Source organism: Pedobacter frigidisoli, assembly GCF_004331675.1.
GTDB classification, from domain to species: Bacteria; Bacteroidota; Bacteroidia; order Sphingobacteriales; family Sphingobacteriaceae; genus Pedobacter; species Pedobacter frigidisoli.
On the sequence record NZ_SJSN01000001.1, the window covers coordinates 18,220 to 43,413 of the forward strand.

Here is a 25,194-nt window from a genome sequence, read left to right on the forward strand (position 1 = left end):
TGGCGAAGTTCAGTCCCGCTCACACTTCTGCCCCAATGAAAAATTGGGGGCATTTCGCTTCGATCGGGTTTAGGTATAAAGGGCAGTAGCTTTTGGGCAGACACAACCTGCCCAACTTAAACACGATAACAGCGGGCAAACCGTCCCGAAAGCCACTGGGATTCATTGGTGTAAAGCAAATGGCGGGACTGATGACCTCCAAGAATTACTGAGCTTTCATTCCAATTCATCATTTTGACGAATTAAATTATACTACACAACAGATTTGTCATAATATACGCACTATCACCTTGTTCTATATTTTAAACTTAAATAATGTCTGTGACGAATAAAATCGCTTTCTTTTACCACTCTTCAAGACTCCCGCATACGCGAGAATAACGATAACGCAAAACCCTTTTGTATCTTTAGTGTTTTAAAATCATGGTAAAAAAGATTCTGATTACTGGAGCATCCGGACTTGTTGGCACCGAACTCAAAAAACACTTGCTAAGTAAGGGTTATGAGGTAAATACACTTTCCAGGAAAAAGGGCAATGAGCCAAATTCATTTGTTTGGGATGTTTACAAGGGTACAATCGATGAAAATTGCATTGATGGCGTAAATTCGATTATCCACCTCGCTGGCGAAGGAGTAGCAGATAAGGCATGGACGGATGAGCGCAAAAAACTGATTATTGATAGTCGTGTTAAATCGACCGAGTTACTTTTTAAAACCATAAAATCTAAACCAGGCCATCAGATTAAGTCATTTATTTCGTCTTCTGCAGTGGGTTATTACGGCGATTGCGGCGATGAAATTTTGACCGAAGAAAGTCCAAATGGTTTTGGTTTTTTGCCCGAATGCTGCAAACTTTGGGAAGAAGCGGTTGATCAGGGAAAAAAGTTAAGCTTGCGGATTGTGAAATTGAGAACGGGTATTGTTTTAAGTAACTATGGTGGCGCATTGCCACAGCTCGATAAATCGGTGCGTTTGTTTGTTGGTGCTGCACTTGGAACCGGCAAACAGTGGACGCCTTGGTTACACATAAGCGATATGGTTGAAATGTATATCGAAGCCGTTGAAAACCTGAAAATGCAAGATTGCTACAATGCCTGTGCTCCTTTTCCTGTAACCAACAAAACCTTAACTCAAGCTATAGCAAAACATTTGCACCGCCCTTTTTGGCCTATTAAAGTTCCTAAAAAAGCAATTGAATTATTAATGGGCGAAAGAGCAGAAGCAGTTTTGATGAGCAACAATACCTCTGCCCAAAAAATTTTAGATGCTGGATTTAAATTTAAATTTACACATTTGGATGATGCGCTGAGGGATTTGTATTCCCCTAGCCCCCGAAGGGAGAATTAAAAACGATAGGCAAATAAATTGCTAACTCCGAAAGGGGAACTAAAAACGATAGGCAATAGCAAGTGCAAAAAATTCAAAACACTTATGATAAGATTCATTTATGCAAAATAATAAAACCGATGGAAATTCAAAGCCCCCTTTAGGGGGTTTGGGGGTTTTCTGGTTCCGCCGCGATTTACGTTTGACGGATAATGCCGGTTTATACCATGCTTTGAGAAGTGGAAATTCCATTTTACCGCTATTTATTTTCGATAAGAACATTTTAGATAAGTTACCCCAGGATGATGCTCGTGTAACTTTCATTCATCAAACTATCGAGGATTTGAAAGAAGAACTTCGCAAAGTTGGATCCGATTTATTGGTAAAATATGGTAAGCCTGAAAAAGTTTGGTCGGAGGTTTTAAATGATTATGATGTAGCCGCTGTATACACCAATCATGATTATGAGCCTTATGCCCGCGAACGCGATGATAATATGGCTGAGTTTTTAACTAGTGAAAAGATTGAGTTCAAAACTTTTAAGGATCAGGTAATTTTCGAAAAAGACGAGATTCTTAAAGCCGATAAAACACCATACACCGTTTTTACACCTTTCTATAAACAGTGGCACGCTAAGCTCAATGATTTTTACACGAAAGCTTATCCCACAAAAAAATACTTCAAAAATTTCTTAGAAACCAAACACTTGCCGCTACCAAGTTTAGCGGAAATGGGCTTTGGAAAAAGCAAGATCGATTTCCCGAAGATTAGCTACAAAAGCAAGTTGGATGATTATGCGAAAGAACGTGATTTCCCCGCAATAGACGGAACAACCCATATTGGCTTGCATTTAAGATTTGGAACGCTAAGTATCCGCAAAGCGGCAAAAGATGCCATTGATGCAAAATCCAATGTATGGTTATCGGAATTGGCCTGGCGAGAATTTTACATGACTATCCTTTGGCACTTTCCCTATTCAGCCTCTAATTCGTTTAAAAAGCAATACGATAAAATTAAATGGCGCAATAACGAAGCGGAATTTAAGGCTTGGTGTACAGGAAATACAGGATATCCAATTGTAGATGCTGGCATGCGCCAATTAAATGAAACCGGCTGGATGCATAATCGTGTTCGCATGGTTGTTGGCAGCTTTTTAAGCAAACACCTTTTAATAGATTGGCGCTGGGGAGAAACCTATTTTGCCGAGAAACTTCTGGATTATGAAATGGCGAGCAATGTGGGTGGATGGCAATGGGCTGCAGGTTCTGGAAACGATGCTGCTCCATATTTCAGGGTTTTTAATCCTGAGCTTCAAACCAAGAAATTTGATCCAAAATTTGAATACATAAAAAAATGGGTGCCAGAATTTGGAACAAAAAAATATGCCCAACCAATTGTTGAGCATACATTCGCACGGGAAAGAGTGCTTAAGGTTTTTAAAGAAGCTTTATCTAGTTAGTAACACTAACAATTTCAATATCGAAATCTAAAGGTGTAGTACCATATCCAAGATCTGATGGAATAATTAAACGTAATTTGCCGCCAGTGGTTACTTTACCTGGTAATATGAGTTGCCAGCCTTTAACCAAATCGCTCAACAATCCACTAAAACTTCCATCGGTAACTGTTTGAATTACAGTTCCATCTAAATATCTCAATGTATAATTCGCAGCAATAGTAGAATTTACAGTAATTACACTTGTTCCAGTACCTGGGTTAGAAATGCTATATCTTGCTCTAGATACGTCTTTTATCATCGTTAATTTATTGTCGGCAATAAACTTATTGATCTCAAATTCATCAACCTCGTGTCTTTTAGCTTGGGTATAAATCCCTAAATCGACAATAATATTTTCATTAGAGCCTACGTTAATAGCACTTAAGCCATTTTTTCCAAAAGCCAAATTAGACGGCATAATTAAAGAAGCAGTCCCACCTCTTTTTAATTTTGTTAATACTTCTCTTATTGGAGTAAAAACATACGCTGTTCCTCCGATTGTAAATTGATCAGTGTAGCCTAAAAATGTTCCAGGGATCATTAAATCAGAAGTTTTATTCAAAACGGTTCCATTTAATAATTTGAAAGTATAAGAATAGTAAACTGAATCGGAATTCTTAATTACGGCACCAGTTCCGGGTGTAATAACATTATAATAATAACCAGACGTAGCGTCTTTGGTCATAGTTAGCTTATTGCTATTTATATAAGCCTGAATAGCAACATCATCTACAGCTTGAATAGACTCATATTCTTTTGTACATGAGCTGAATATTGTAGTAGCCAATAGCAATGCAAAAAGGCTAAGTTTAGTAAAATTGTTCATTTATTATTGTACGTCTGTAAGTGTTATGGTAAAATCGAGTATAGAATTTGCTGGAACTAGCGATGATGGTGCAGCAGTTCCGTAACAGTAATAAGATGGGATAATCAGTCGGATTTTTCCACCCTTCTGGATTTTTTGAATGCCAACCTGCCATCCAGCAATTACTTTTCCCAACACAAACGAAATAGGCGTTCCTTTTGTGCTGTCGAAAACAGTTCCGTTTAAAAGTTTACCCTCGTAATCAGCAGTGATATTGGTTGATGCATTGTAAATAACACTACCAGTCCCGGGCTCAATAATCTTATAAAAAATACCGTAGTTATCTTTTAAAGCATCAATATTATTAGTTTTTATAAAGGCTCTAATAGCAGTAGTGTCAGTTTTAAATTGTGGTAATGGATCATAAGAATCATCATCAACAAGCGTTGGATCTTTTTTACATGCAGCAAAGCAGGCAATCAATAAAATCGACAACAAGAAATATTTTAACTTAACCATCTCCGCAAAAATAAGCTTTTAATACGGATGCTACAATTTTTAACCTATTTTAACAAATTCATGGAGAATAAAACACTCATGAAAGCTTAATTATTAAGGCGTTGTATTATTGCGTATTCGAAAGTTGTATGGTAAAATCCAATACAGAATTACCAGGTATTGATCCTGTAGCATTGCTTCCGTAACCAAGACTTGGTGGAATAATTAAACGAATCTCTCCACCCTTTTGGATTTTAGGAATACCTATTCTCCAGCCTTGAATTAGATCCATTAAATTAAAAGTTTGCTCTTTACCTCCACCGTTGTCAAATACATTTCCGTTCAATAATCTACCTTCGTACTTAATCGTAATTTTGGTATTCGCAGGATAGGTAAAATTTCCAGTTCCGGGTTTAATAATCTGATAATATAAACCAGAAGCATCTCTGGTGGCGCTAATATTATTTGCTAATATAAAATCAGTCATTTGTTTTTCGGGATCATCATCTTTTTTACAAGATGTTATTACAACGCTTACAAAAAGGATAATTGCGAAAAGTCTAAATTTCATCATCCGCGAAAATAAGATTTTAATACCAAATAGTTAGAAACTCGTTATTTTTTAAAGCGGAAATAATGATGTGATGGGTAAAAAATGCTGAATTAAATTAGATAGCTATCGGATTAGGACCTTAATAGCATGAAAGATGCTGAATCAAGTTCAGCAGGACGATAGCCTTAGGCAGGCTACCAAAAACAACTTAAAAGAACGATCTTCTTCCTGAATTTGATCCGATGGCTATCTGATCTGGATCTTAATAGCAATGAGTTATGAAAGACGCTAAAAAAAAGGTTTAAGATTCAGACATTTTCACACCTGAACCTTAAACCTTTAAACCCTCAACCTTTTACCTTAAAAGATATATTTATTCGCTTCAATCAATTGTTGCGCAACTCTCTGACGAGCATCCTTAACGTTAAACGGCTCTACTTTGGTAAAACGACGTAAGCCAACCAACATCATGCGTTGTTCATCGCCTTCTGCAAATGCCCAAAGTGCTTCTTTACCTGCTTTAGCAATGCCATCAACTGCCTCAACCATGTAAATTCTTAACAAATCTAACTGACCAGCTATTGCAGCTTCGCCTCTTGTAGCCGCTAATTTCTCCGTTCTTAATAAAGCAGATTCAAAAACGTAAACATAACTCGCCATATCGGCTATGTTCATTAAAATCTCTTGCTCTTTACTTAAGGTCATCATCAGTTTTTGAACCGCAGCACCTGCAACCATTAAAGTTGCCTTTTTCAAATTGGCTAAAACTTTTTTCTCTGCAGCAAATAAAGTAGTGTCTTCTTCGCCGAAATCAGGAATACTCATCAATTCTGCAGCAACTGCTGTTGCTGGTCCCATTAAATCCAATTCGCCTTTCATGGCTCGTTTCAACATCATATCAACCGTTAGCAAACGATTAATCTCATTTGTACCCTCGAAAATTCTATTGATTCGGGCATCGCGATAAGCCCTGTCCATTGGTGCATCGGCACTAAAGCCCATACCTCCATAAATTTGAACACCCTCATCTACTGTATAATCTAACGCTTCTGAACCCCAAACTTTTAAGATGGCGCATTCTACTGCAAATTGTTCAACAGATTTTAATCTTGCTTTACCCGATTCCATTCCTCCTGCAACCAATTGGTCATAAGTATCATCAATGTTTTGTCCGGCACGATAATTTGCCGCATCAACTGCATAAAGTTTCGAGGCAATTTCTGCAATTTTAAAACGGATGGCACCATATTTAGAAATCGGGCGACCAAACTGAATTCTTTCGTTTGAATAATTAATCGCTGTACTCAAAGTTGCCTTTGAAGCACCAATAGCTGCAGCCGATAATTTAATTCGTCCGATATTTAAAATGTTTACTGCGATTTTGAAACCATTTTCTCTATCGCTCAACATGTTTTCAACCGGAACTTCGCAATCGTTAAAGAAAACCTGACGAGTTGAAGAACCTTTGATACCCATTTTGTGCTCTTCAGGGTTCATCGTGATGCCACCAAAATCTTTCTCAACAATAAAAGCAGTTAAGTTTTTATCGTCATCAATCTTTGCGAAAACGATAAAGATATCTGCGAAACCACCGTTGGTAATCCACATTTTTTGTCCGGTGATGATATAATGTTTTCCATCAGCACTTAAAACGGCTTTAGTTTTACCAGAGTTTGCATCAGAACCTGAATTTGGCTCGGTTAAACAATACGCTGCTTTCCATTCGCCAGAACCTAATTTCGGAATATACTTGGCTTTTTGTTCTTCATTACCATAATAAAGGATGGGCAAAGTTCCAATTCCTGTATGTGCCGAAAGTGCTACCGCGAATGAGTGACCAGCGCCACATACATCAGCAACCAACATTGAAGTGTTAAAATTTTTACCAAAGCCACCAAATTCTTCAGGTACAGAAACACCAAGAATTCCTAATGCACCAGCTTTATCCATCAACAAAGGCATTAAACCTTCTTCCTGACTATCAATTCGATCAAGAATAGGTTGAACCTCTGTTGCCAAAAAATCGCGACAAGTTTGGGCAATCATTTGTTGCTCTTCATCAAATTCTTCAGGAATAAATACATCCTGGTAAGTGGTTTCTTTTATTAAGAATTCACCACCTTTAATTGTGTTTTTTTCAGTTGTTTCCATTGTTATAGTATCTAGTAGCGACAATTGAAAATCGCTTAATTTTTATTTTTGTTCATTTGCCTAATACGGTCGTCTTTGCGAGGCACGAAGCAATCCTACAACTATCGCTATTATAAACCTAGAGCATTAAGATTGCTTCGTTCCTCGCAATGACGATGCGCCTAAACTAATCTCCTAAAAAAGCTCAAAAATCCCCGCTGCACCTTGCCCAGTACCAACACACATCGTAACCATGCCATATTTTTTATTCTGTCTTTTCAGCTCATTCATCATTTGAACAGTTAATTTCGCTCCCGTACAACCCAACGGGTGACCTAAAGCAATTGCTCCTCCGTTAACATTGATGATATCGGGATTCAAATCCAACGTTCTGATTACCGCTAAAGATTGAGAAGCAAAAGCCTCATTCAATTCAATTAAATCAATATCGCTTTGCTTTAAACCTGCTTGTTTCAATGCTTTTGGAATCGCCTCAATCGGACCAATGCCCATAATTCTTGGTGGAACGCCTGCAATACCATAGCTCACTAATCTGGCGATTGGTTCTGCATTTAATTCCTTCATTTTCTTTTCAGAAACTACCAAAACGAATGCTGCACCATCAGAAGTTTGCGATGAATTACCAGCAGTTACACTTCCAACGGCATCAAAAACAGGTTTTAACTTTGCCAGTTTCTCCAATGTCGTATCGGCACGAGGTCCCTCATCCGTATCAACCACATAAGAACGTGTTTTCTTTTTCAGATTCTCATCTAGGTAGTTTTCATTTACTGTAATTGGCAAAACGCCATCTTTCAAATGACCGCTTTTAATGGCATGAATTGCTTTTTCGTGAGATTTCAGCGAAAATGCATCTTGGTCTTCACGACTAACTTTGTATTCTTTCGCAACCGCTTCGGCAGTTAAGCCCATTCCCCAATACCAATCAGGATTGTTTTTGGCAACCTCGGCATTCGGAACCAATTTCCATCCACCAAAAGGCATTCCGCTCATCACTTCAACGCCACCTGCGATGATGCAATCGGCCATACCAGCTTTTATTTTAGCAACTGCCGTAGCAATGGTATCTAAACCCGATGCGCAATAACGGTTCACCGTAACTCCCGGAACTTTATCGGTATCCAAGCCCATCAGCGAAATCATACGGGCAATGTTTAATCCCTGTTCCGCCTCTGGCGTGGCATTACCCACAATTACATCATCAATTTGTTCGTTATCTAAATTCGGAACCGACGCCACCAAAGCCCTAATCACTTCTGCGGCCAAATCATCAGCTCTTGTAAAACGGAATACGCCACGGGGCGCTTTGCCCACTGCTGTACGATATCCGGCTATAATATATACTTCGTTCATTTTTTAAAGTATTTCTTATGGTGTTTAGCCAATATTATCTTTTTTAATTATTCGCATTTTCCTATCCTTTGCCGTCATTGCGAGGCACGAAGCAATCTTAATGCGATACAAAAACCCTTAGTTTTAAGATTGCTTGGTGCCTCGCAATGACGAAGTGGCTAAGCACATCTAACCTCTCACATCTACTTTTAATTCCTCAACGGTTTTCCTTTTGTTATTATCGATTGAATTCGCTCCAATGATTTTCTTTCACCTGCAAGCGATAAAAATGCTTCTCTTTCCAAGTCCAATAAATATTGTTCGCTTACTTCTGTAGGAGATGATAAATCGCCGCCACACATGACGTAACCTAATTTTTCAGAGATTTTCTTATCGTGTTCAGAAATGAAGTGACCGGCATACATACTATTTGCACCGGCATAAACAATTCCTAAACCTTGTTTACCCAAAACTTTAATATCTGTTCTTTGAACGGGTTTCGTATAACCAGCATCAGCTAACTCAATCGCTTTCGCTTTTGCATCAGCTAATAAACGATTGCGGTTCATCGAAATCGAGAATTTATCTTTTTGCAAATAACCCAACTCATAAGCCTCGTAACCTGAAGTGGAAACTTTTGCCATTCCGATGGTTAAGAAACGATCCTTCAAAGCATTTTGGACAATCTGGTCGTCTTTATATTCGTCAGATGCACGTAAAGCAAATTCTTTTGTTCCGCCACCACCCGGAATAACGCCAACACCAAACTCAACCAAGCCCATATACGTTTCCGCAGAAAGCTGAACATGGTCGGCATGTAAACTGAACTCGCAGCCGCCACCCAAAGTTAAATTATGAGGGGCAACTACAACTGGTATTGAAGAATAACGAATGCGCATCGAAGTATTTTGAAACATTCTAATGGCCATATTCAATTCATCCCATTCCTGCTCAACCGCCATCATGAAAATCATACCCACGTTTGCGCCGGCAGAAAAGTTCGCACCATCATTACCGATTACCAACCCGCGGTAATCTTTTTCGGCCATATCAATGGCTTTGTTAATGCCTGAAATTACATCGCCACCAATGGTATTCATTTTGGTATGGAACTCTACATTTAAAATGCCATCACCTAAATCGATAATTGAAACACCAGAATTTTTCCAAAGGGTTTGATTTTCTCGGATGTTATCTAAAATGATAAAATCATCCGTTCCAGGTAAGGCTTTGTAAGATTTAGTTGGAATGTCGTAATATTTTTTAACGCCCCCCTCCACTTTATAAAATGAAGTGTTTCCAGCATCAAGCATTTCGTGAACCCAAGCTGCAGCTTTGTTTCCATATTGCTCCATTCCCTCAATCGCTTCTTTCACGCCAACGGCATCCCAAAGTTCAAACGGACCCAATTCCCAACCGAAACCTGCTCGCATGGCATCATCGATACGATACAATTCGTCAGAAATTTCTGGAATCCTATCAGATACATATTCAAATAATCCAAAAGAAGAATGACGGAATAACTCGCCTGTTTTATCTTTTCCTTTCGCAAAAATCTTCATGCGTTCGCGAAGATTCTCAATCGGCTTGGTCATTTCTAAAGTGGCCGATTTTATTTTTTGCTGAGGTTTATATTCTAATGTTTTTAAATCGAGCGCAAGGATTTCTGTTTTACCATCAGCTGTCTTAGTTTTTTTATAGAAACCCTGATTGGTTTTATCGCCCAGCCATTTGTTTTCTTCCATTTTTTTAACATACTCCGGAAGTTTAAACAACTCATGCGCTTTATCATCAGGGCAATTATCGTAAAGCCCTTTGGCAACTTTAATCATGGTATCCAACCCCACCACATCCGAAGTTCGGAAAGTAGCCGACTTTGGTCTGCCCAAAGCTGGGCCGGTAAATTTATCAACTTCTTCAACAGTTAAATCAAGTTTTTCGACCAAATGTAACAAGGCCATAATTGAATAAACCCCAACGCGATTGGCAATAAATGCCGGTGTATCTTTACATAAAACAGTGGTTTTGCCTAAAAATTTATCGCCATAATGCATTAGGAAATCAACGATTTCGGGTTTGGTATGCGGCGTTGGAATTACCTCCAATAATTTTAAATAACGTGGCGGATTAAAGAAGTGTGTTCCGCAGAAATGTGCTTTAAAATCTTCACTTCTACCCTCAGCCATTAAATGAATGGGAATCCCCGAAGTGTTGGAAGTAATTAAAGTTCCGGGCTTGCGAAATTGCTCTACCTGCTCAAAAACCTTTTTCTTGATATCCAGATTCTCGACCACAACTTCAATCACCCAATCAAAACCGGAGATTTTCGACATATCATCATCGAAGTTTCCGGTCTTAATTTTATTCAATACTTTTTTAGAATAAACAGGCGATGGATTTGTTTTTACAGCAGTTTGCAAAGCTGTATTTACAATTCGGTTTTTTACCGCGGGTTTATCTAAAGTTAATCCTTTTGCTTGTTCTTCAGGTGTCAGTTCTTTTGGGGCGATATCCAAAAGCAAAACCTCAACACCAATATTGGCGAAGTGGCATGCAATACGTGAACCCATAATACCCGAGCCTAAAACAGCAACTTTATTAATGCTTCGTTTCATCAGTCTTTATTTATTTTTCTTTTGGTCTGATGGAACCTGCTTCAAAACCTGAGCCCGTTTGTAAACTCATGCAAAGCAGGTTTCATTACAAAATATATTTAATCAACAGTGTATGCTACCGTAATATCATTTAGTTTTATCAATAGATTGATGAATGTCTCTTTTTCCTTTTTCGAGAAATGTTCGTCTAAATATTCATTGAATTTGCGAACAACACCTTTGGCCAAGTGTTTCTTCTCTTTGCCGAAATCAGTTAGAAAAACCTTTACAGAACGTTTATCACCTATGGAAGTTTCGCGATATATTAGATTGGCTTCCTCCATGTTGTTTAACATGCGAGATAAGCTTGTGGCTTTAACACCTAATAAGGCTGCAAGATTTGAAACAGCGGTACCCTCAACATCATCAATATTAATTAGCATGTAACCAATTGCCTGTGTAATACCAAAGCTCGATGCCATTTGGTTATACTTATTGAACATGTTTTGCCAGGCAAACTTAACGTGGTAATCTAATGTTTGTTGTTGCTTCATTTGGTTAATTTTATTATGCTTGCATAACAAAGCTAATGAATGTATTTTGTTATTGCAAGTAGAAATTAAATATTTTTTGTCACAAAAAAGCGCTCAGATTTGCATTTGAACGCCTTGTATAAATAGAGATTATCTAATAACCAACCGCCACATCATCCCCGCGAGGATCGGCACCGCCTTGGTAGGTACCCCATTTAGTTCTTAAAATAGCATCAACTCTACCGATCGGGCCACGAATCAGAATTTTATAACCTTTTGCCTTCAGTTTTTCTATTGATAAACTATCCATGGCATCCTTTTCTAAATAAACTTCATCTGGTAACCATTGATGGTGAAATTTCTTGGCCGCAACTGCTTTTTGCATCGACATATCGAAATCAATTACATTAATAATTGTTTGGAAAACAGACGTGATAATTGTTGAACCTCCAGGCGTACCGACAACCATGAAAAGTTTGCCGTCTTTTTCTACAATACTTGGAGTCATCGAGCTGAGCATTCTCTTATTTGGCGCAATGGCATTTGCCTCGCCACCAACTAAACCGTACATATTTGGAGCGCCGGGTTTTACTGAAAAATCGTCCATTTCATTATTGAGGAGAAATCCAGCGCCTTTTACTGCGACTAAAGATCCATAAGAACCATTAAGGGTTGTGGTTATAGAAACGGCATTTTCATCATGATCTACAATAGAAAAGTGCGTAGTTTCTTCATGTTCAGATCCTTTTATCTCACCAGCTAAAACTGAACTGCTTGGTGTTGCGGCATTCCAGTTAAAGTTCGCCATGCGGCTTTTATTATATTCTGCTTTTAATAAACCTACTTGTGGAACAGCATAAAAATCAGGATCGCCTAAATGCGTAGCACGATCCGCATAAACTCTACGTTCTGCCTCAACAATCAACTGAACTGTAGAATCCGAATTGAAACCCCATTTTTTTAATGGATATGGCTCAACAGATTGAAGTAACTGAATCAAAGCAATTCCTCCGCTAGATGTTGGCGGCATGGTAATGATTTTATAACCTCTGTACATTCCAGTAATCGGCTTACGCCACGCCGAATGATAATTTTTTAAATCTTCTTTTGTGATAAGGCCCTTACCTCTTTGCATTTCAGCAACAACTGAATCGGCAACTGCACCCTCGTAAAACCCAGCTCTTCCTTTTTCTTGAATTAATTTTAATGTATTTGCCAACTCTTTTTGAACCAATAAATCGCTTTCTTTCCAAGGGCTTTCGAGGTTTACAAACGCCGTTCCGTTGGGATTAAAATCCATTAGGTTACGGTGCAAGCCATTTAATTCTGCCGCTTGGCGTTTGGTAATCTTGAAACCATTCGCAGCCAAATCGATAGCAGGCTGAACAACTTCTGCCCAAGACAGCTTGCCGTATTTTTTGTGCGCCTCCACCATTCCATCTACAGAACCCGGAACGCCCGAAGCCAGATGGCCATACAAACTTTTATCAACTATTGGGTTACCTGCCGAATCCAAATACATATCTCTAGATGCTCCAGAAGCTGCCTTTTCCCTAAAATCTAAGGTATTAATTTCTCCACTTGCTGAGCGATAAACCATGAAACCACCGCCACCAATATTACCAGCATTAGGATAAACCACGGCCAAAGCAAACTGAACTGCAACTGCTGCATCTACCGCATTACCGCCTTTTTTTAAAATCTCGACTCCAACGTGAGAGGCCTCTGGATGTGCCGAAACTACCATGCCATTTTCATATTCGCCGCTGTTGTTTTTACCTAATTGCCCGCTAGCGCAACTAGAAATAATAATAATTACAGCAAGTATTACCGATGTGATTTTAAAATTATTGAGGGGCTTTGTAGTTTTCTGCATCTTTATATACTTTTTCGATAACTGCGTTGTTTTTCTCGGTGATTACTTTTCTTTTCAGGCTTAATTTTGGTGTTAACTCACCGCCATCTATACTCCATTCTTTTGGCAACAAGGCAAATCGCTTAACCTGTTCCCATTTACCAAAGCCCACATTTGCCGCTTCTATCACTTCGTTGTATTTGGTTAAAACCTGCTCATTTTTAATAATTTCCTCGTTACTGGTAAATGGAATTCCTTTTCGTCCTGCCCAAGTTTTTAAAGTTTCGAAGTTTGGAACAATTAAGGCCGATGGGAACTTCTTATTTTCCCCTAAAACCATAATCTGTTCGATAAAAATGGATTCCTTGTATTTATTTTCTAACATCTGCGGAGCAATATATTTACCTCCAGCAGTTTTAAACATTTCCTTTTTACGATCGGTAATTCGTAGATACTTTCCATCGACCAATTCGCCAATATCGCCAGTGTGGAACCAACCGTCATTATCAATTGCTTCCTCCGTTAAATCTGGTCGGTTGTAATAGCCTTTCATCACTTGGTGACCACGGGTAAGCACTTCCCCATCTTGTGCAATTTTAACCTCAACACCTTTAATCACTTCCCCAACCGAACCAAACATGGTACCGCCAAAATGATTCACAGTAATTACTGGTGAGGTTTCGGTTAAACCATATCCCTCAAAAACAGGCATGCCTGCCGCCCAAAAAATCCTTGCCAAACGCGGATTTAAAGCCGCTCCACCCGATACGATTACCACAATTTCTCCACCCAGCGCTTCTTGCCATTTTTTGAAAACCAACTTTCGGGCAATACTCAATTTGAAATTATACCAAGCTCCTGCATCAATAGTGTATTTTTCTGCCAAGGCCACCGACCAAAAAAATATGCCTTTTTTAACACCCCTTAACGATTTCCCTTTCTCCATAATCTTATCATAAACTTTTTCTAAAAGCCTAGGAACTGTCGAAAATGCATTCGGTTTAACCTGTTGAATATCGGCAACGATTGTATCCATGCTTTCGGCGTAATAAACTGCTGTGTGATTAAAGAGGTACAGATAAATAATCATGCGCTCAAAAATGTGCGAAAGCGGCAAAAAGCTTAATCCTTTCTTTACACCATCGGGCATTACCACTGCAGAATTAACAAAATTTGCAACAAGATTATGATGCGTTAACATTACACCTTTTGGTGTTCCTGTTGTACCTGAAGTATAAATTAAAGTAAGGATATCCTCTGGTGCTACTTTCGATCGGTAATCATCAAGGTTAACATCAGTACTCTCATGACCGGCTTTGATGAGTGTTTCCCAGCAATCAACACCCTCAATATTGTTAAAACTGTAAATTTTAATAGCTGGATTTACAGCATCTACACAAGGTTTTACTTTTTTATAAAGATCTTCATCAGCAATAAAGATGATTGATATTTCCGCATCCTTTAATATGAACTGAATATCGTGCTCGGCTAAAGTTGGATATAGAGGGATTTGATAAGCGCCAATTTGGTTGGCTGCAAAATCGGCAATATTCCATTCGGGCCTGTTGTGAGACATTACAGCAACTCTGCCTCCTTTCCCAATCCCTTTTGCAATTAAACCATGGCTCAAATTATCTACAGTTGCACAAAATTCTGCTGTGCTGTAGTTAACCCATTTGCCATTAATTTTTCCGCTGATAAACTCTTGCTTTGGATTTTCTAGGCTATATCTTAAAAGATCAAAAACCCTTGTAATTTCTGCAGCCATATATTTTAATATTATTTGGTTAAGTTAAAAAATCAAACATAAAGTTGTGTTAACCATTATGTTTTATTAATCAAAAAATTTTGCTCGAATAAAGAATACCAAATTTTCTTCTGGTGTAAATTATTGGAATAAACTTAGCAATAACATTATTACTATGCAAGCATTGTTTTTTATAACTATAAGATTTTTACCAAAAAAACATAAACGGCACTAAAGTTGATAAGGAGATAATAATTTTAAAAAAACATTTATTTATAAAATCAATTATGAGAAAATTATTTACAATTTTAGGATGCATTGCACTGTTTGCTATTGCTACAACGAGTGTTAAAGCACAAAATTACAAAAATGCTATTGGTGGTCGCTTCGGAACTGCAAACGGTATAAGTTTTAAAACTGGCCTAAACAAAGGTGCCATGCTTGAACTAATTGGTAACTTTAGAAGTAACAAGGGAATTGATTATTTAAGATTAACTGGATTATATGAAATTTATAACCCAATTAATGGAGCTGAAGGCTTAACTTGGTATTATGGTGGTGGTGGTACTATCGGATCTTACAAAATTAAAGGTTACGATAGTGATGTTTATTTAGGATTGAATGGAGTTTTAGGTTTAGATTATAAATTTAAAGGTGCTCCAATTAACCTTTCTTTAGACTGGGTTCCAACTTTACAGTTAACTCCTGATACAGATTTTTACAGTGGCGACGTTGGTTTAGGCGTACGTTTTACATTCTAAGCTTTTGTAAGAAAAAAAATCCCGTGAGATTAATTTCTCACGGGATTTTTTTTGACTTAAGATTCAGTACTTCATTCTTATTTCCCCGACCATTTTGCAAATACGGCTTTCTGAGCCGGAGTTGCATTTTCGTTAATCGTTGCTTTTAAACGAACACTTGGGTTTTCTTTCAAGGTTAAAGAAATTTCTTTATCCAAACCATCACGTTTTACTTTCAACTTCAAAACATCGCCAATATTTTTCTTCGACACAACTGGTAAGGCTTCTAAACTTAGCATTGGGCTTTTTAATCTTATATTAGTAAGCGCATCGTTTACCGTAACATCATCTAAAGAGATAATTTCATCGTTAACATTTAAACCTGCAGCCCACGCCGCAGAATTTCTAGTAATTGAAGTTACCGCAATCGTACCGTTATTGGTTAATTGACCGCTAGCACCGCTTACTGGTTTACCTGGCGTTGCATTTTCTGATGTTACATCTACTCCGGCGTATCCAAAATATTTTACATATTCGGCATCATCAACACCGTTAACATATTTAGCCCAGAAGTTAGTAAAACTGATTCCTGAAACTTTTTCTACCATTGCCTTAAATTCAGCATCGGTATAACCACGTTTTAGGGTTTTGCATTGTAAATACATGGCTTTCATTACATCATCCAAACTTTTGGCGCCTTTTGTAGCATTGATGATTTCCAGATCCATTAAAATTCCAATTACTTCACCCTTGCTGTAATAAGAAATAGAATTGTTTTTCGAATTTTCATTCGGGCGATAACCGATAATCCAAGCATCGTAACTTGAAGAAGCAGCAGATTGGTATTTTGCCCCTGGAATATTTAATACCGTTCCAACTGCGCCAGCAAGATCGCTTACGAAACCATTTGCATCAACAAAACCTGCCCTATGCATATATTTGTTTTCGTAATATGAAGTAAATCCCTCAGCAATCCATAAATTGGTGGTGTAGTTTTCGTTGTCGTAATCGAATGGACCTAATGCCACCGGACGTAATCGCTTAACGTTCCATAAGTGATGATATTCGTGAGCAACCAATGCTAAAAAGCCCTTATAACCAGCTTCTGTATTATATGCATTTCTTGTTGCACCTAAAGTTGTAGAGTTTAAATGCTCTAAACCACCGCCGCCTCTTAAAAAGTTATGAACGATGAAAACATAATGTTTATTAGGATTTTCGCCATAAACTTTTGTTGGTTCTTCAACAATCTTCGCCATATCTACCTTTAGCTTCTCCTTATCGTAGTTACCACCACCATACATGGCAACTTCATGGCGAACGCCCGCAGCCATGAATTCGAACACATCCTGGTTACCTACCTCAATCGGGCTATCGTACAAAATATCAAAATCGGTAGCCTTGTAGGTAAATTGTTGACCAGCAACTGGCTCTAAACCTGTAGATACTTTAGTCCAAGTATTAAAGGGAATGATTTTTACAGTGCTTGGCGATTTAATCAATCCATCAGGATGCATAAAAATTCCTGTTGGCGATAAGAAAGCGTGAGTTTCATCGATAAAGGGTGTACGTACCGAGATTTCGAACGCATACACACGGTAATTAATTTTAATATTTGCTGCCTTAGCTGAAAATATTCGCCAGGTATTTTTTCTTACTTTTTCTACCTTAACCGTTTTACCACCAGCAGTTGCCTTAAATTCTTCAACACTTTTTTCAAATTCGCGAACCAAATAAGAACCTGGTGTCCACACTGGCATTTTAACATCTACATAATCTTTTACTAGGCCAGAAATATTCATCTGAACCTCAGCATAATGTGCCTGCGGTTCTTTAAAGGAAACCTCAAAGCCAATTTTTACTTGCGCCTTCGCTGCCATAATACACGTTAGTAATAAAACTAAACTTAAAATTGATTTTTTAATAAACATATTGAATGTGTTTTGCCACAAATTTATATTTAATGATGATGATTTTGAATTTTAAGGAAAAATTAGTCGGAGGTCAGGAGACCGAAGTCGGTAGATTTTGTTCCAAAAGCTGAAATTACTACGCTCATGATTTATACAAATGCGCATTTGAAAACCTTAAAAGCCATTTTGCTATTTCCAGTGCAGACTCAAGACTCTTAAGTAAAGGCTCGCGACCTACTAAGTAACATCCTTAATACAACAAATTTAGGACTAAACTATTTGAATATTTTTACGCTCTATTTGGAACATTACGCTCATTTTAATGTTCGGAATAGCACGACACAAATATAAACATGAAGAAAAGGTATATCATTTATGCTGTTTTGGCTTTAGGCTTGGCCTATTTAGTTTATTACAGAATTAACGCGAATAAAAAACTAGAGGGTAAAGGTGGTGCCGCAGCTGGGCAAGGCAAGGGTGCTGAGGGAGGAAAAGGTGGAGCTGGAGCACCAATGGTGGTAGACGGCATTGTAGTTAAATTAACCTCGTTTGATAATGATTTAGAAGTAACGGGCGCTATTGACGCAAATGAATCTGTCGTGCTAAAAAGCGAGGTTTCTGGTTTAGTTACTGGAATATATTTTACTGAAGGCACAAATGTTTCTAAAGGAGCTGTTTTGGTAAAAGTTAATGATAGAGATATTCAGGCACAATTACTAGAGGCACAAACTAAACAAAAACTTTCCAGCACCAATGAAAACAGGGCGAAACAGTTGCTCGAAAAAGGTGCAATAAGTCAAGAAGAATACGATACTTCTTTAGCAGATTTAAGATCGTTGCAAGCGCAATCGCAATTAATTAGAGCGCAATTGGCGAAGACCACTATTCGTGCACCTTTTAGTGGAAGAATTGGTTTACGCAGCATTTCATCTGGAACTTATTTGACGCCAGCAACCGTTATTGCTAACTTGGTAAGCACTAACCCGGTAAAAGTTACATTTTCTGTCCCTGAAAAATATGCTGGTCAGATAAAAATGGGCTCTGCCATTACCTTTACAACTGATGGATCATCGAAAGAAAACACAGGGAAAGTTTACGCTATTGAGCCAGGGATAAATGCTGCAACCAGAACTTTACAGATTAGGGCGCTCGCACCAAATGGAGATAATGCTTTATTGCCTGGATCGTTTGCGAAGATAAAACTGGCCTTGAGTACTTTACAAAACGCTATTCTGATTCCGAATGAAGCGGTAATTCCGGTTTTAAAGGGAAAGATCGTTTATGTTAAGAAAAACGGAAAAGCACAAGAAGTTAAGGTTGAAGCTGGAACACGAACTGATGAAAACATCGTGATTACTTCTGGATTAAAAGCTGGCGATACGGTTTTAACAACTGGTTCGATGGCCTTGAAAAAAGATGCTCCAGTAAAAGTAAATCTGGTTAAGGAATAATTATGAGTATCTCAACCACGAGTATAAAAAGACCCGTTCTGGCCATAGTAATGAACTTGGTTATTGTTCTTTTTGGGATAATAGGCTATACATTTTTGGGTGTTCGGGAGTATCCATCAATCGATCCAACGGTGGTTTCCGTTCGAACCTCCTACCCTGGTGCGAATTCGGATATTATCGAATCTCAAATTACAGAGCCTTTAGAAAAATCGATCAACTCCATTGACGGAATTCGAAATATTTCATCGTCCAGTAATCAGGGAACAAGTAACATCACCATTGAGTTTAACCTTGATAAAAATATTGAAGAGGCGGCAAATGATGTTCGTGATAAGGTTTCGCAAGCAGCCAGAACGTTGCCAAAAGATATTGATGGTTTACCGACGGTAAGCAAGGCCGATGCCAACTCTGATCCTATTTTATCGATGACGATTCAGAGTGATAAAAGAAACACTTTGGAGCTAAGTGATTTTGCCGAAAATGTGATCGCCGATCGTATTCAAACTATTCCTGGGGTAAGTAGTGTTCAAATTCAAGGGCAAAGAAAATATTCCATGCGTATTTGGATGGATCCCAATAAACTGAGCGCTTATGGCTTGACTTCACAAGATATTGTGACCGCATTGGACAACGAGAATGTTGAATTACCATCGGGAAAAATTACAGGCGCAACCACAGAACTAACCGTAAAAACCCTTGGAAAGCTAACCAACGAAGATCAGTTTAATAATTTGATCCTTAAATCGGACAGCAACCAAGTAGTAAAATTAAAAGATGTTGGTTATGCAGTACTCGGGTCGGAAAATGAGGAAACTATTTTAAGAGAATCGGGCAAACCGATGGTAGCCGTTGCCATTATTCCGCAACCGGGCGCCAACTATCTCGATATTAGTAAAGCTTTTTACGAACGATTTGATAAGCTGAAAGCCGATATGCCGAAAGACATTAAGCTTAAAGTTGCGCTAGATAACACGTTATTTATTAAGCGTTCGGTTACAGAGGTTGCAGAAACTATTGGGTTATCTCTTGTGCTGGTAATTCTGATTATCTACCTTTTCTTTAGGGATTGGGCAATCGCTTTTAGGCCATTGATTGATATTCCTGTTTCCTTGATATTTACATTTTTCATCATGTACGCTTTTGGATTTTCCATCAACGTATTGAGTTTATTGGCGATTGTTTTGGCCACGGGCTTAGTGGTAGATGATGGAATTGTAGTTACGGAAAACATTTTTAAGAAAGTAGAAGAAGGCATGTCGCCATTTGAAGCGGCCATAAAAGGTTCTAATGAAATCTTTTTTGCGGTAATTTCAATCTCAATTACGCTTGCGGCAGTATTCTTACCTGTAATTTTCTTACAGGGTTTTGTTGGTAGGTTGTTTCGAGAGTTTGGTGTTGTAATCGGTGCCGCAGTTTTAATTTCGGCATTCGTTTCCCTTACGTTAACTCCAATGTTAAATGCTTATTTAATGAAAAAAGGCGGGCATAAACCATCCAAATTTTACAACTGGACGGAGCCTTACTTTGTTAAACTGAATGATGCCTATGCCTCAAACCTGAATAAATTTTTAGATAAAAGGTGGCTTTCCATTCCCATCATTGTAATTTGTATGGGATTGATTTTTCTGTTCTGGAAAATTCTTCCAAAGGAAACCGCTCCGTATGATGATAGAAGTGCGATAAATATGACGGCGACTTTGCCAGAAGGTGCATCATTCACTTCCACAGATAAATTTATCATGAAATTGAATCAATTGGTGATTGATTCTGTTCCGGAGAAGAATGTTAATATCACCATCACTTCTCCTGGTTTCGGTGGCGCTGGTTCTACAAACTCAGGTTTTGTAAGAATGGGTTTAATCGATGCTGGAGATCGTAAACGATCTCAAAAAGAAATTGCAGATCAATTAACGAAAATCACCAAAAAATATACCGAAGGGAAAGTAATCGTTAACCAACAACCAACCATTTCTGTTGGTCGCCGAGGCGGATTACCAATCAGTTATATTATTCAGGCACAGAATTTCGAAAAGCTGAGGGAGAAAGTGCCTGTATTTATGGATGAGGTTGCAAAAGACCCAACCTTTACCGTTTCTGATGTGAACCTAAAATTCAACAAACCAGAAATCAATTTAACCATCGATAGAGATAAGGCCAAAAACTTAGGTGTTTCCATTGCGGCAATCGCACAAACCCTAAACTTAGGCTTAAGTGGACAAAGGTTTTCCTACTTCTTTATGAATGGAAAGCAGTACCAGGTTATTGGGCAGTTCGATCGTGGCGACCGAAAAGATCCTTTGGATTTGAGTTCGGTGTATGTTCGTAGCGACAAAGGCGATTTGGTGCAATTGGATAATTTAGTGACGGCAAAAGAAGAAAGTAGTCCGCCACAATTGTACAGAAACAATCGTTTTATTGCGGCAACCGTTTCGGCAGGTTTAGCCCCAGGCAAAAGCATTGGCGATGGAATAGACGCCATGGATAGGATATCAGAAAAAGTGTTGGATGAAACATTCTCTACCGATTTAAGTGGAGAATCTAGAGATTTTAAGGAAAGTTCTTCCAATACTTTCTTTGCTTTCGGCTTGGCTTTGCTACTGGTTTACTTAATTCTTTCGGCACAGTTCGAAAGTTTTAAAGATCCTATTATCATTATCCTAACTGTACCAATGGCTGTTGCCGGAGCATTTTTATCGCTTTGGCTTTGTGGTCAGAGTTGGAATATCTTCAGCCAGATTGGAACCATTATGTTAATTGGTTTGGTAACCAAAAATGGTATTTTGATTGTAGAATTTGCTAATCAATTGAAAGAAAAAGGAGTTGCTATTCCAGAGGCTATTCGCGAAGCAGCGGTTTCTCGTTTACGCCCAATTTTGATGACGAGTTTAGCCATCGCCATTGGCGCCTTACCGATTGCTATGGCTTTAGGAGCAGCGGCAAAAAGTAGAATGAGTATGGGAACGGTTATCGTTGGGGGAACCTTATTTTCTTTGGTACTAACCTTATTTGTAATTCCAGCGATTTACTCATACTGGGCAAAACCTTATAAACCAAATAAAGAATTAAAAGACGCTGATCGTTTTGAACAAGAAGCAACACACACAGCAGAATAAGATGAGCAAGAGATTAAACCTATTTATTTTCCTTTTATGCCTATCCACTTCGGGTTTTGCGCAGGAAAAGCTCAGTTTACAGGAAGCCATTTCCATCGCTTTGCAGAACAATTACGATATTAAAATCAGTAAAAATGAAATTGGTATCGCTAAAAATAATGCAACTATTGGCAATGCAGGCATGCTTCCAACAATCGATGGAAGTTACACCAACGGCGGAAGCATCCAAAATACTAGGCAAACTCCCGTAACCGGAGAAGATCGTGTAATTCGTGGAGCCAAAAGTACAAACAACAGTTATGGTGCTGATTTAAACTGGACAATTTTTGATGGTTTCACCATGTTTGCCAATTATGACCGCTTGAAAGAGTTGCAAAAGCAAGGAGAAATCAATTCAAGATTAACCATTTTAACTACCGTTTCTGATGTCATTACCGCTTATTATGATGTAGTAAGGCAGCAACAACTGTTAATCGCCGCCGATAGTGCAATGGATGTTTCGGTTTTACGAACGAATATTGCCAAGACTAAATTGCAACTGGGAAGAGGCTCAAAGTTGGATGTATTAACTGCGCAAGTAGATTACAATACCGATACATCTAACTACATTCAGGTGAAAAACTTTTTACAAGTGGCCAAGGTTCGCCTAAACCAATTAATGGTGAGGGATATTAGCACTAATTTTTCAGTGGTGAATAATATCGATGTTGATAAGGGAATATTGTTTAGCAAACAGGCGGAAATAGCAGAAACACAGAATCCAAATGTTCAAAATGCTTTTATCAATCAGAAAATAGCTTCTTTAACATTAAAATCAGTTCGTGGAGCAAGGTATCCTGCAATTAGTTTAAATTCTGGTTACAGTAGGGCAAATAGTACGAGTCCGACGGGTTTTAACCAGAAATTTGCTGCCAATGGATTTACTTATGGCGTTACAGCAAGCTTAAATTTATTTAATGGATTTTTGCAAAGGCAGCAAGAGCGAAATGCCAAGATCGATATTGAAACTTCAACTCTAAACTTGAATAAAACGAAGCTTGATGTAAATTCCCAGTTGCTTACCGCTTATCAAAATTATAGCACTTATCTAGATCTGATTAAGCTTGAGCAAAGTAACGTGGATATCGCTAAGGAAAACCTAGACATCACCTTGGCGAAATACCGCTTAGGAAGTATTGCGCCCCTGGAATTGAGAGAAGCACAACGAAATGCAATTGATGCGCAAAATCGTTTTATTGAGATGCAATATCAAGCAAAAATTGCAGAAACTACGCTTAAAGAAATTAGCGGCAATATAGATTTAGGTAATTAATTTTTATATTTAGTCCCATGATACTTGTTGCAGATAGTGGCTCATCGAAAACCGATTGGATGGGTTATCTTAATGGCGAAACCATTAGGTTTAATACCCCCGGAATCAATCCTTATTTTTTAAGTGAGCAGGAAATTAGCAAACTGATTTTAAAAAATGAAACAGTTGCACAGTACGCCGATCAGGTAAAGGAAATTTATTTTTTTGGTGCAGGTTGCTCCTCTCCCGATAAGCATGAAGTGGTTTCAAATGGATTATCGGAAGTTTTTACCAATGCCTTTATCTCCGTAGATCACGATCTTTTAGGTTCTGTTTACGCCACTTGTGGCAGTGCTGAGGGTTTAAATTGTATTTTGGGTACAGGCTCTAATATTTGCTATTTCGATGGCAAGAAAATTCACGATGGGCACCATGGCTTGGGCTATGTTTTAGGCGATGAAGGCTCTGGCACTTTTTTCGGTAAAAAAGTTTTGTTAAGTTATTTGTACAATAAAATGCCTAGCAGTTTGGCGGCAGAATTTAAGAAAACCTTTCCTGCAGAGAAGGAACAAATCATTACAAATGTATATCAAAAACCATTTCCAAATATCTATTTAGCTGGGTTCAGTCGTTTTATGGCTAATCATAAAGATCATCCTTTTATTCAGGAAATTTTAAAAAGCGGCTTTCAGGAATTTGTAGATACCAATATTAAGGATTATCCAAAATACAAAAATGTACCTTGCCACTTTGTTGGTTCAATTGCCTACTATTATCAAACAGAATTGGTTGCAGTGCTTTTAGAGAACGGCATTGAGCCAGGCAAAATACTCCAAAAGCCAATTGAAGATCTTTTTAATTACATTCTTCACAAAGAAGGAGTTGTAAAACACGCCCAAAACCCATAATATTTTTCGGTTTATAAATTAATTGTTAAAATATTTTAAAGATTGTAAACATAACAACATACATTTTGTTATAATTTTGAAGACATACAAATTGCTTAAACATATGAAGAAAATACTGGTTGTAGATGATGATATTGAGGTTTTGGAAACCATACAATTGATACTGGAAATTGGAGGCTTTAAAGTTTCGGCACTTAACGATGGTGAGGAAGTTTTTAATAGAATAGAAACTTTCAACCCTGATTTAATTTTATTAGATATTTCTCTAGGCCATATTGATGGCCGTATTTTGTGCGAGCAACTAAAATCAATTGAAAGTACTTCGAAGATTCCAATTTTATTAATCTCTGGATTATACGAAGCAAAGGATTTTACAACCTTAAATTATGGTCAGGATGATTTTCTTTCTAAGCCTTTCCAAATGGATGTTTTACTTAAAAAGATTACTAAAATCTTAAGTTTAGAAGAAAGCGAACCAAGTTTTTTATTGAATTAAGATAATATTCAAAATTATGAAGCCAAGAAAACATAAGATTTCTTGGCTTTTTTGTGCTTAATTGGTGGTTGGTGGCCCACCCCCCAATAAAACTTAAAAGGTCGGTGAGCCACCGACCATGGGATAAGATCATGGGACAATAAGCCGATAGGAAAAAGCAGAGCATTTGCCACTCTAAACCCAATTGCAGCGGCAGCCCCCGATTTCTTCTATCGGGGCTACAGCAGAAAGTGGGACTAACATTAATTGAAATGCAGGTTTTGCTTTCCAAAACAAATGAATTATGTTTATGTTTCGGTGGTAAGACACCGACCGATAGGAAAAAATATAAGTTTTCTTGGCTTTTTGGTTTTTGCAAAATCATTGGTTGGTGCTGCACCAATCAGACTT

18 protein-coding genes are annotated in these 25,194 nt (G+C 38.0%); 8 read left to right on the top strand and 10 right to left on the bottom strand.

Going from position 1 to position 25,194, the window contains the following annotated elements:
* Positions 1–423: 423 nt before the first annotated feature.
* Together EZ449_RS00070 and EZ449_RS00075 are read left to right on the top strand one after the other, a co-directional pair.
* Complete coding sequence (locus EZ449_RS00070) at positions 424–1,347, top strand: TIGR01777 family oxidoreductase (protein WP_131555923.1); 924 nt, start codon at positions 424–426, stop codon at positions 1,345–1,347.
* Positions 1,348–1,447: 100 nt separating this feature from the next.
* Positions 1,448–2,785: a cryptochrome/photolyase family protein gene (locus tag EZ449_RS00075; RefSeq protein WP_131555924.1), complete on the top strand. Its 1,338-nt coding sequence runs from the start codon at positions 1,448–1,450 to the stop codon at positions 2,783–2,785.
* On the opposite strand, the gene EZ449_RS00080 is transcribed toward EZ449_RS00075, so the two are convergent.
* From EZ449_RS00080 to EZ449_RS00120, 9 genes are all read right to left on the bottom strand, one after another.
* Positions 2,778–3,650, bottom strand: coding sequence for an FKBP-type peptidyl-prolyl cis-trans isomerase (locus EZ449_RS00080; protein WP_131555925.1), 873 nt, complete (start codon positions 3,648–3,650; stop codon positions 2,778–2,780). The two genes, EZ449_RS00075 and EZ449_RS00080, sit on opposite strands and share 8 nt — an antisense overlap.
* Positions 3,651–3,653: 3 nt before the next feature.
* The gene (locus EZ449_RS00085; protein ID WP_131555926.1) at positions 3,654–4,148 is read right to left on the bottom strand and encodes an FKBP-type peptidyl-prolyl cis-trans isomerase; all 495 of its coding nucleotides are present in this window, start codon (positions 4,146–4,148) and stop codon (positions 3,654–3,656) included.
* A 106-nt stretch (positions 4,149–4,254) separates the two neighbouring features.
* A complete protein-coding gene (locus EZ449_RS00090) occupies positions 4,255–4,701 on the bottom strand; it encodes an FKBP-type peptidyl-prolyl cis-trans isomerase (protein WP_131555927.1) in 447 nt (148 codons plus the stop codon).
* Positions 4,702–5,040: 339 nt separating this feature from the next.
* Positions 5,041–6,831, bottom strand: a complete 1,791-nt coding sequence (locus EZ449_RS00095; protein WP_131555928.1) for an acyl-CoA dehydrogenase family protein — start codon at positions 6,829–6,831, stop codon at positions 5,041–5,043.
* A 174-nt stretch (positions 6,832–7,005) separates the two neighbouring features.
* The gene (locus tag EZ449_RS00100) at positions 7,006–8,184 is read right to left on the bottom strand and encodes an acetyl-CoA C-acyltransferase (protein WP_131555929.1); all 1,179 of its coding nucleotides are present in this window, start codon (positions 8,182–8,184) and stop codon (positions 7,006–7,008) included.
* Positions 8,185–8,372: 188 nt separating this feature from the next.
* On the bottom strand, positions 8,373–10,778 hold the full coding sequence (locus EZ449_RS00105; protein ID WP_205942911.1) for a 3-hydroxyacyl-CoA dehydrogenase/enoyl-CoA hydratase family protein: 2,406 nt from the start codon (positions 10,776–10,778) through the stop codon (positions 8,373–8,375).
* Positions 10,779–10,876: 98 nt separating this feature from the next.
* On the bottom strand, positions 10,877–11,311 hold the full coding sequence (locus EZ449_RS00110) for a MarR family winged helix-turn-helix transcriptional regulator (protein WP_131555931.1): 435 nt from the start codon (positions 11,309–11,311) through the stop codon (positions 10,877–10,879).
* 133 nt (positions 11,312–11,444) lie between these two features.
* Positions 11,445–13,166: a gamma-glutamyltransferase gene (ggt, locus tag EZ449_RS00115; RefSeq protein WP_131555932.1), complete on the bottom strand. Its 1,722-nt coding sequence runs from the start codon at positions 13,164–13,166 to the stop codon at positions 11,445–11,447.
* Positions 13,138–14,913: an AMP-dependent synthetase/ligase gene (locus EZ449_RS00120; protein ID WP_131555933.1), complete on the bottom strand. Its 1,776-nt coding sequence runs from the start codon at positions 14,911–14,913 to the stop codon at positions 13,138–13,140. Before EZ449_RS00120 ends, ggt begins: the two co-directional genes overlap by 29 nt.
* Positions 14,914–15,179: 266 nt before the next feature.
* On the opposite strand from EZ449_RS00120, the gene EZ449_RS00125 reads away from it, so the two are divergent.
* Positions 15,180–15,653, top strand: a complete 474-nt coding sequence (locus EZ449_RS00125; RefSeq protein ID WP_131555934.1) for a hypothetical protein — start codon at positions 15,180–15,182, stop codon at positions 15,651–15,653.
* 77 nt (positions 15,654–15,730) lie between these two features.
* Here the strand turns inward: EZ449_RS00125 and EZ449_RS00130 are convergent, their stop codons facing one another.
* A complete protein-coding gene (locus EZ449_RS00130; protein WP_131555935.1) occupies positions 15,731–17,563 on the bottom strand; it encodes a M61 family metallopeptidase in 1,833 nt (610 codons plus the stop codon).
* A gap of 335 nt (positions 17,564–17,898) precedes the next feature.
* Here EZ449_RS00130 and EZ449_RS00135 point away from each other — a divergent pair, with 335 nt between their 5' ends.
* From EZ449_RS00135 to EZ449_RS00155, 5 genes are all read left to right on the top strand, one after another.
* A complete protein-coding gene (locus tag EZ449_RS00135; protein WP_131555936.1) occupies positions 17,899–18,996 on the top strand; it encodes an efflux RND transporter periplasmic adaptor subunit in 1,098 nt (365 codons plus the stop codon).
* Between the two features lie 2 nt (positions 18,997–18,998).
* Positions 18,999–22,109, top strand: coding sequence for an efflux RND transporter permease subunit (locus EZ449_RS00140; protein ID WP_131555937.1), 3,111 nt, complete (start codon positions 18,999–19,001; stop codon positions 22,107–22,109).
* Position 22,110: 1 nt separating this feature from the next.
* The gene (locus tag EZ449_RS00145) at positions 22,111–23,421 is read left to right on the top strand and encodes a TolC family protein (protein ID WP_131555938.1); all 1,311 of its coding nucleotides are present in this window, start codon (positions 22,111–22,113) and stop codon (positions 23,419–23,421) included.
* A 17-nt stretch (positions 23,422–23,438) separates the two neighbouring features.
* On the top strand, positions 23,439–24,308 hold the full coding sequence (locus tag EZ449_RS00150) for an N-acetylglucosamine kinase (protein ID WP_225872182.1): 870 nt from the start codon (positions 23,439–23,441) through the stop codon (positions 24,306–24,308).
* 103 nt (positions 24,309–24,411) lie between these two features.
* Complete coding sequence (locus tag EZ449_RS00155) at positions 24,412–24,804, top strand: response regulator (protein ID WP_131555939.1); 393 nt, start codon at positions 24,412–24,414, stop codon at positions 24,802–24,804.
* Positions 24,805–25,194 lie beyond the last annotated feature (390 nt).

Coding starts and splice junctions, on each gene's coding strand:
- EZ449_RS00070 (WP_131555923.1), top strand. CDS start 424: ATGGTAAAAAAGATTCTGATTACTGGAGCATCCGGACTTGTTGGCACC.
- EZ449_RS00075 (WP_131555924.1), top strand. CDS start 1,448: ATGCAAAATAATAAAACCGATGGAAATTCAAAGCCCCCTTTAGGGGGT.
- EZ449_RS00080 (WP_131555925.1), bottom strand. CDS start 3,650: ATGAACAATTTTACTAAACTTAGCCTTTTTGCATTGCTATTGGCTACT.
- EZ449_RS00085 (WP_131555926.1), bottom strand. CDS start 4,148: ATGGTTAAGTTAAAATATTTCTTGTTGTCGATTTTATTGATTGCCTGC.
- EZ449_RS00090 (WP_131555927.1), bottom strand. CDS start 4,701: ATGATGAAATTTAGACTTTTCGCAATTATCCTTTTTGTAAGCGTTGTA.
- EZ449_RS00095 (WP_131555928.1), bottom strand. CDS start 6,831: ATGGAAACAACTGAAAAAAACACAATTAAAGGTGGTGAATTCTTAATA.
- EZ449_RS00100 (WP_131555929.1), bottom strand. CDS start 8,184: ATGAACGAAGTATATATTATAGCCGGATATCGTACAGCAGTGGGCAAA.
- EZ449_RS00105 (WP_205942911.1), bottom strand. CDS start 10,778: ATGAAACGAAGCATTAATAAAGTTGCTGTTTTAGGCTCGGGTATTATG.
- EZ449_RS00110 (WP_131555931.1), bottom strand. CDS start 11,311: ATGAAGCAACAACAAACATTAGATTACCACGTTAAGTTTGCCTGGCAA.
- ggt (WP_131555932.1), bottom strand. CDS start 13,166: ATGCAGAAAACTACAAAGCCCCTCAATAATTTTAAAATCACATCGGTA.
- EZ449_RS00120 (WP_131555933.1), bottom strand. CDS start 14,913: ATGGCTGCAGAAATTACAAGGGTTTTTGATCTTTTAAGATATAGCCTA.
- EZ449_RS00125 (WP_131555934.1), top strand. CDS start 15,180: ATGAGAAAATTATTTACAATTTTAGGATGCATTGCACTGTTTGCTATT.
- EZ449_RS00130 (WP_131555935.1), bottom strand. CDS start 17,563: ATGTTTATTAAAAAATCAATTTTAAGTTTAGTTTTATTACTAACGTGT.
- EZ449_RS00135 (WP_131555936.1), top strand. CDS start 17,899: ATGAAGAAAAGGTATATCATTTATGCTGTTTTGGCTTTAGGCTTGGCC.
- EZ449_RS00140 (WP_131555937.1), top strand. CDS start 18,999: ATGAGTATCTCAACCACGAGTATAAAAAGACCCGTTCTGGCCATAGTA.
- EZ449_RS00145 (WP_131555938.1), top strand. CDS start 22,111: ATGAGCAAGAGATTAAACCTATTTATTTTCCTTTTATGCCTATCCACT.
- EZ449_RS00150 (WP_225872182.1), top strand. CDS start 23,439: ATGATACTTGTTGCAGATAGTGGCTCATCGAAAACCGATTGGATGGGT.
- EZ449_RS00155 (WP_131555939.1), top strand. CDS start 24,412: ATGAAGAAAATACTGGTTGTAGATGATGATATTGAGGTTTTGGAAACC.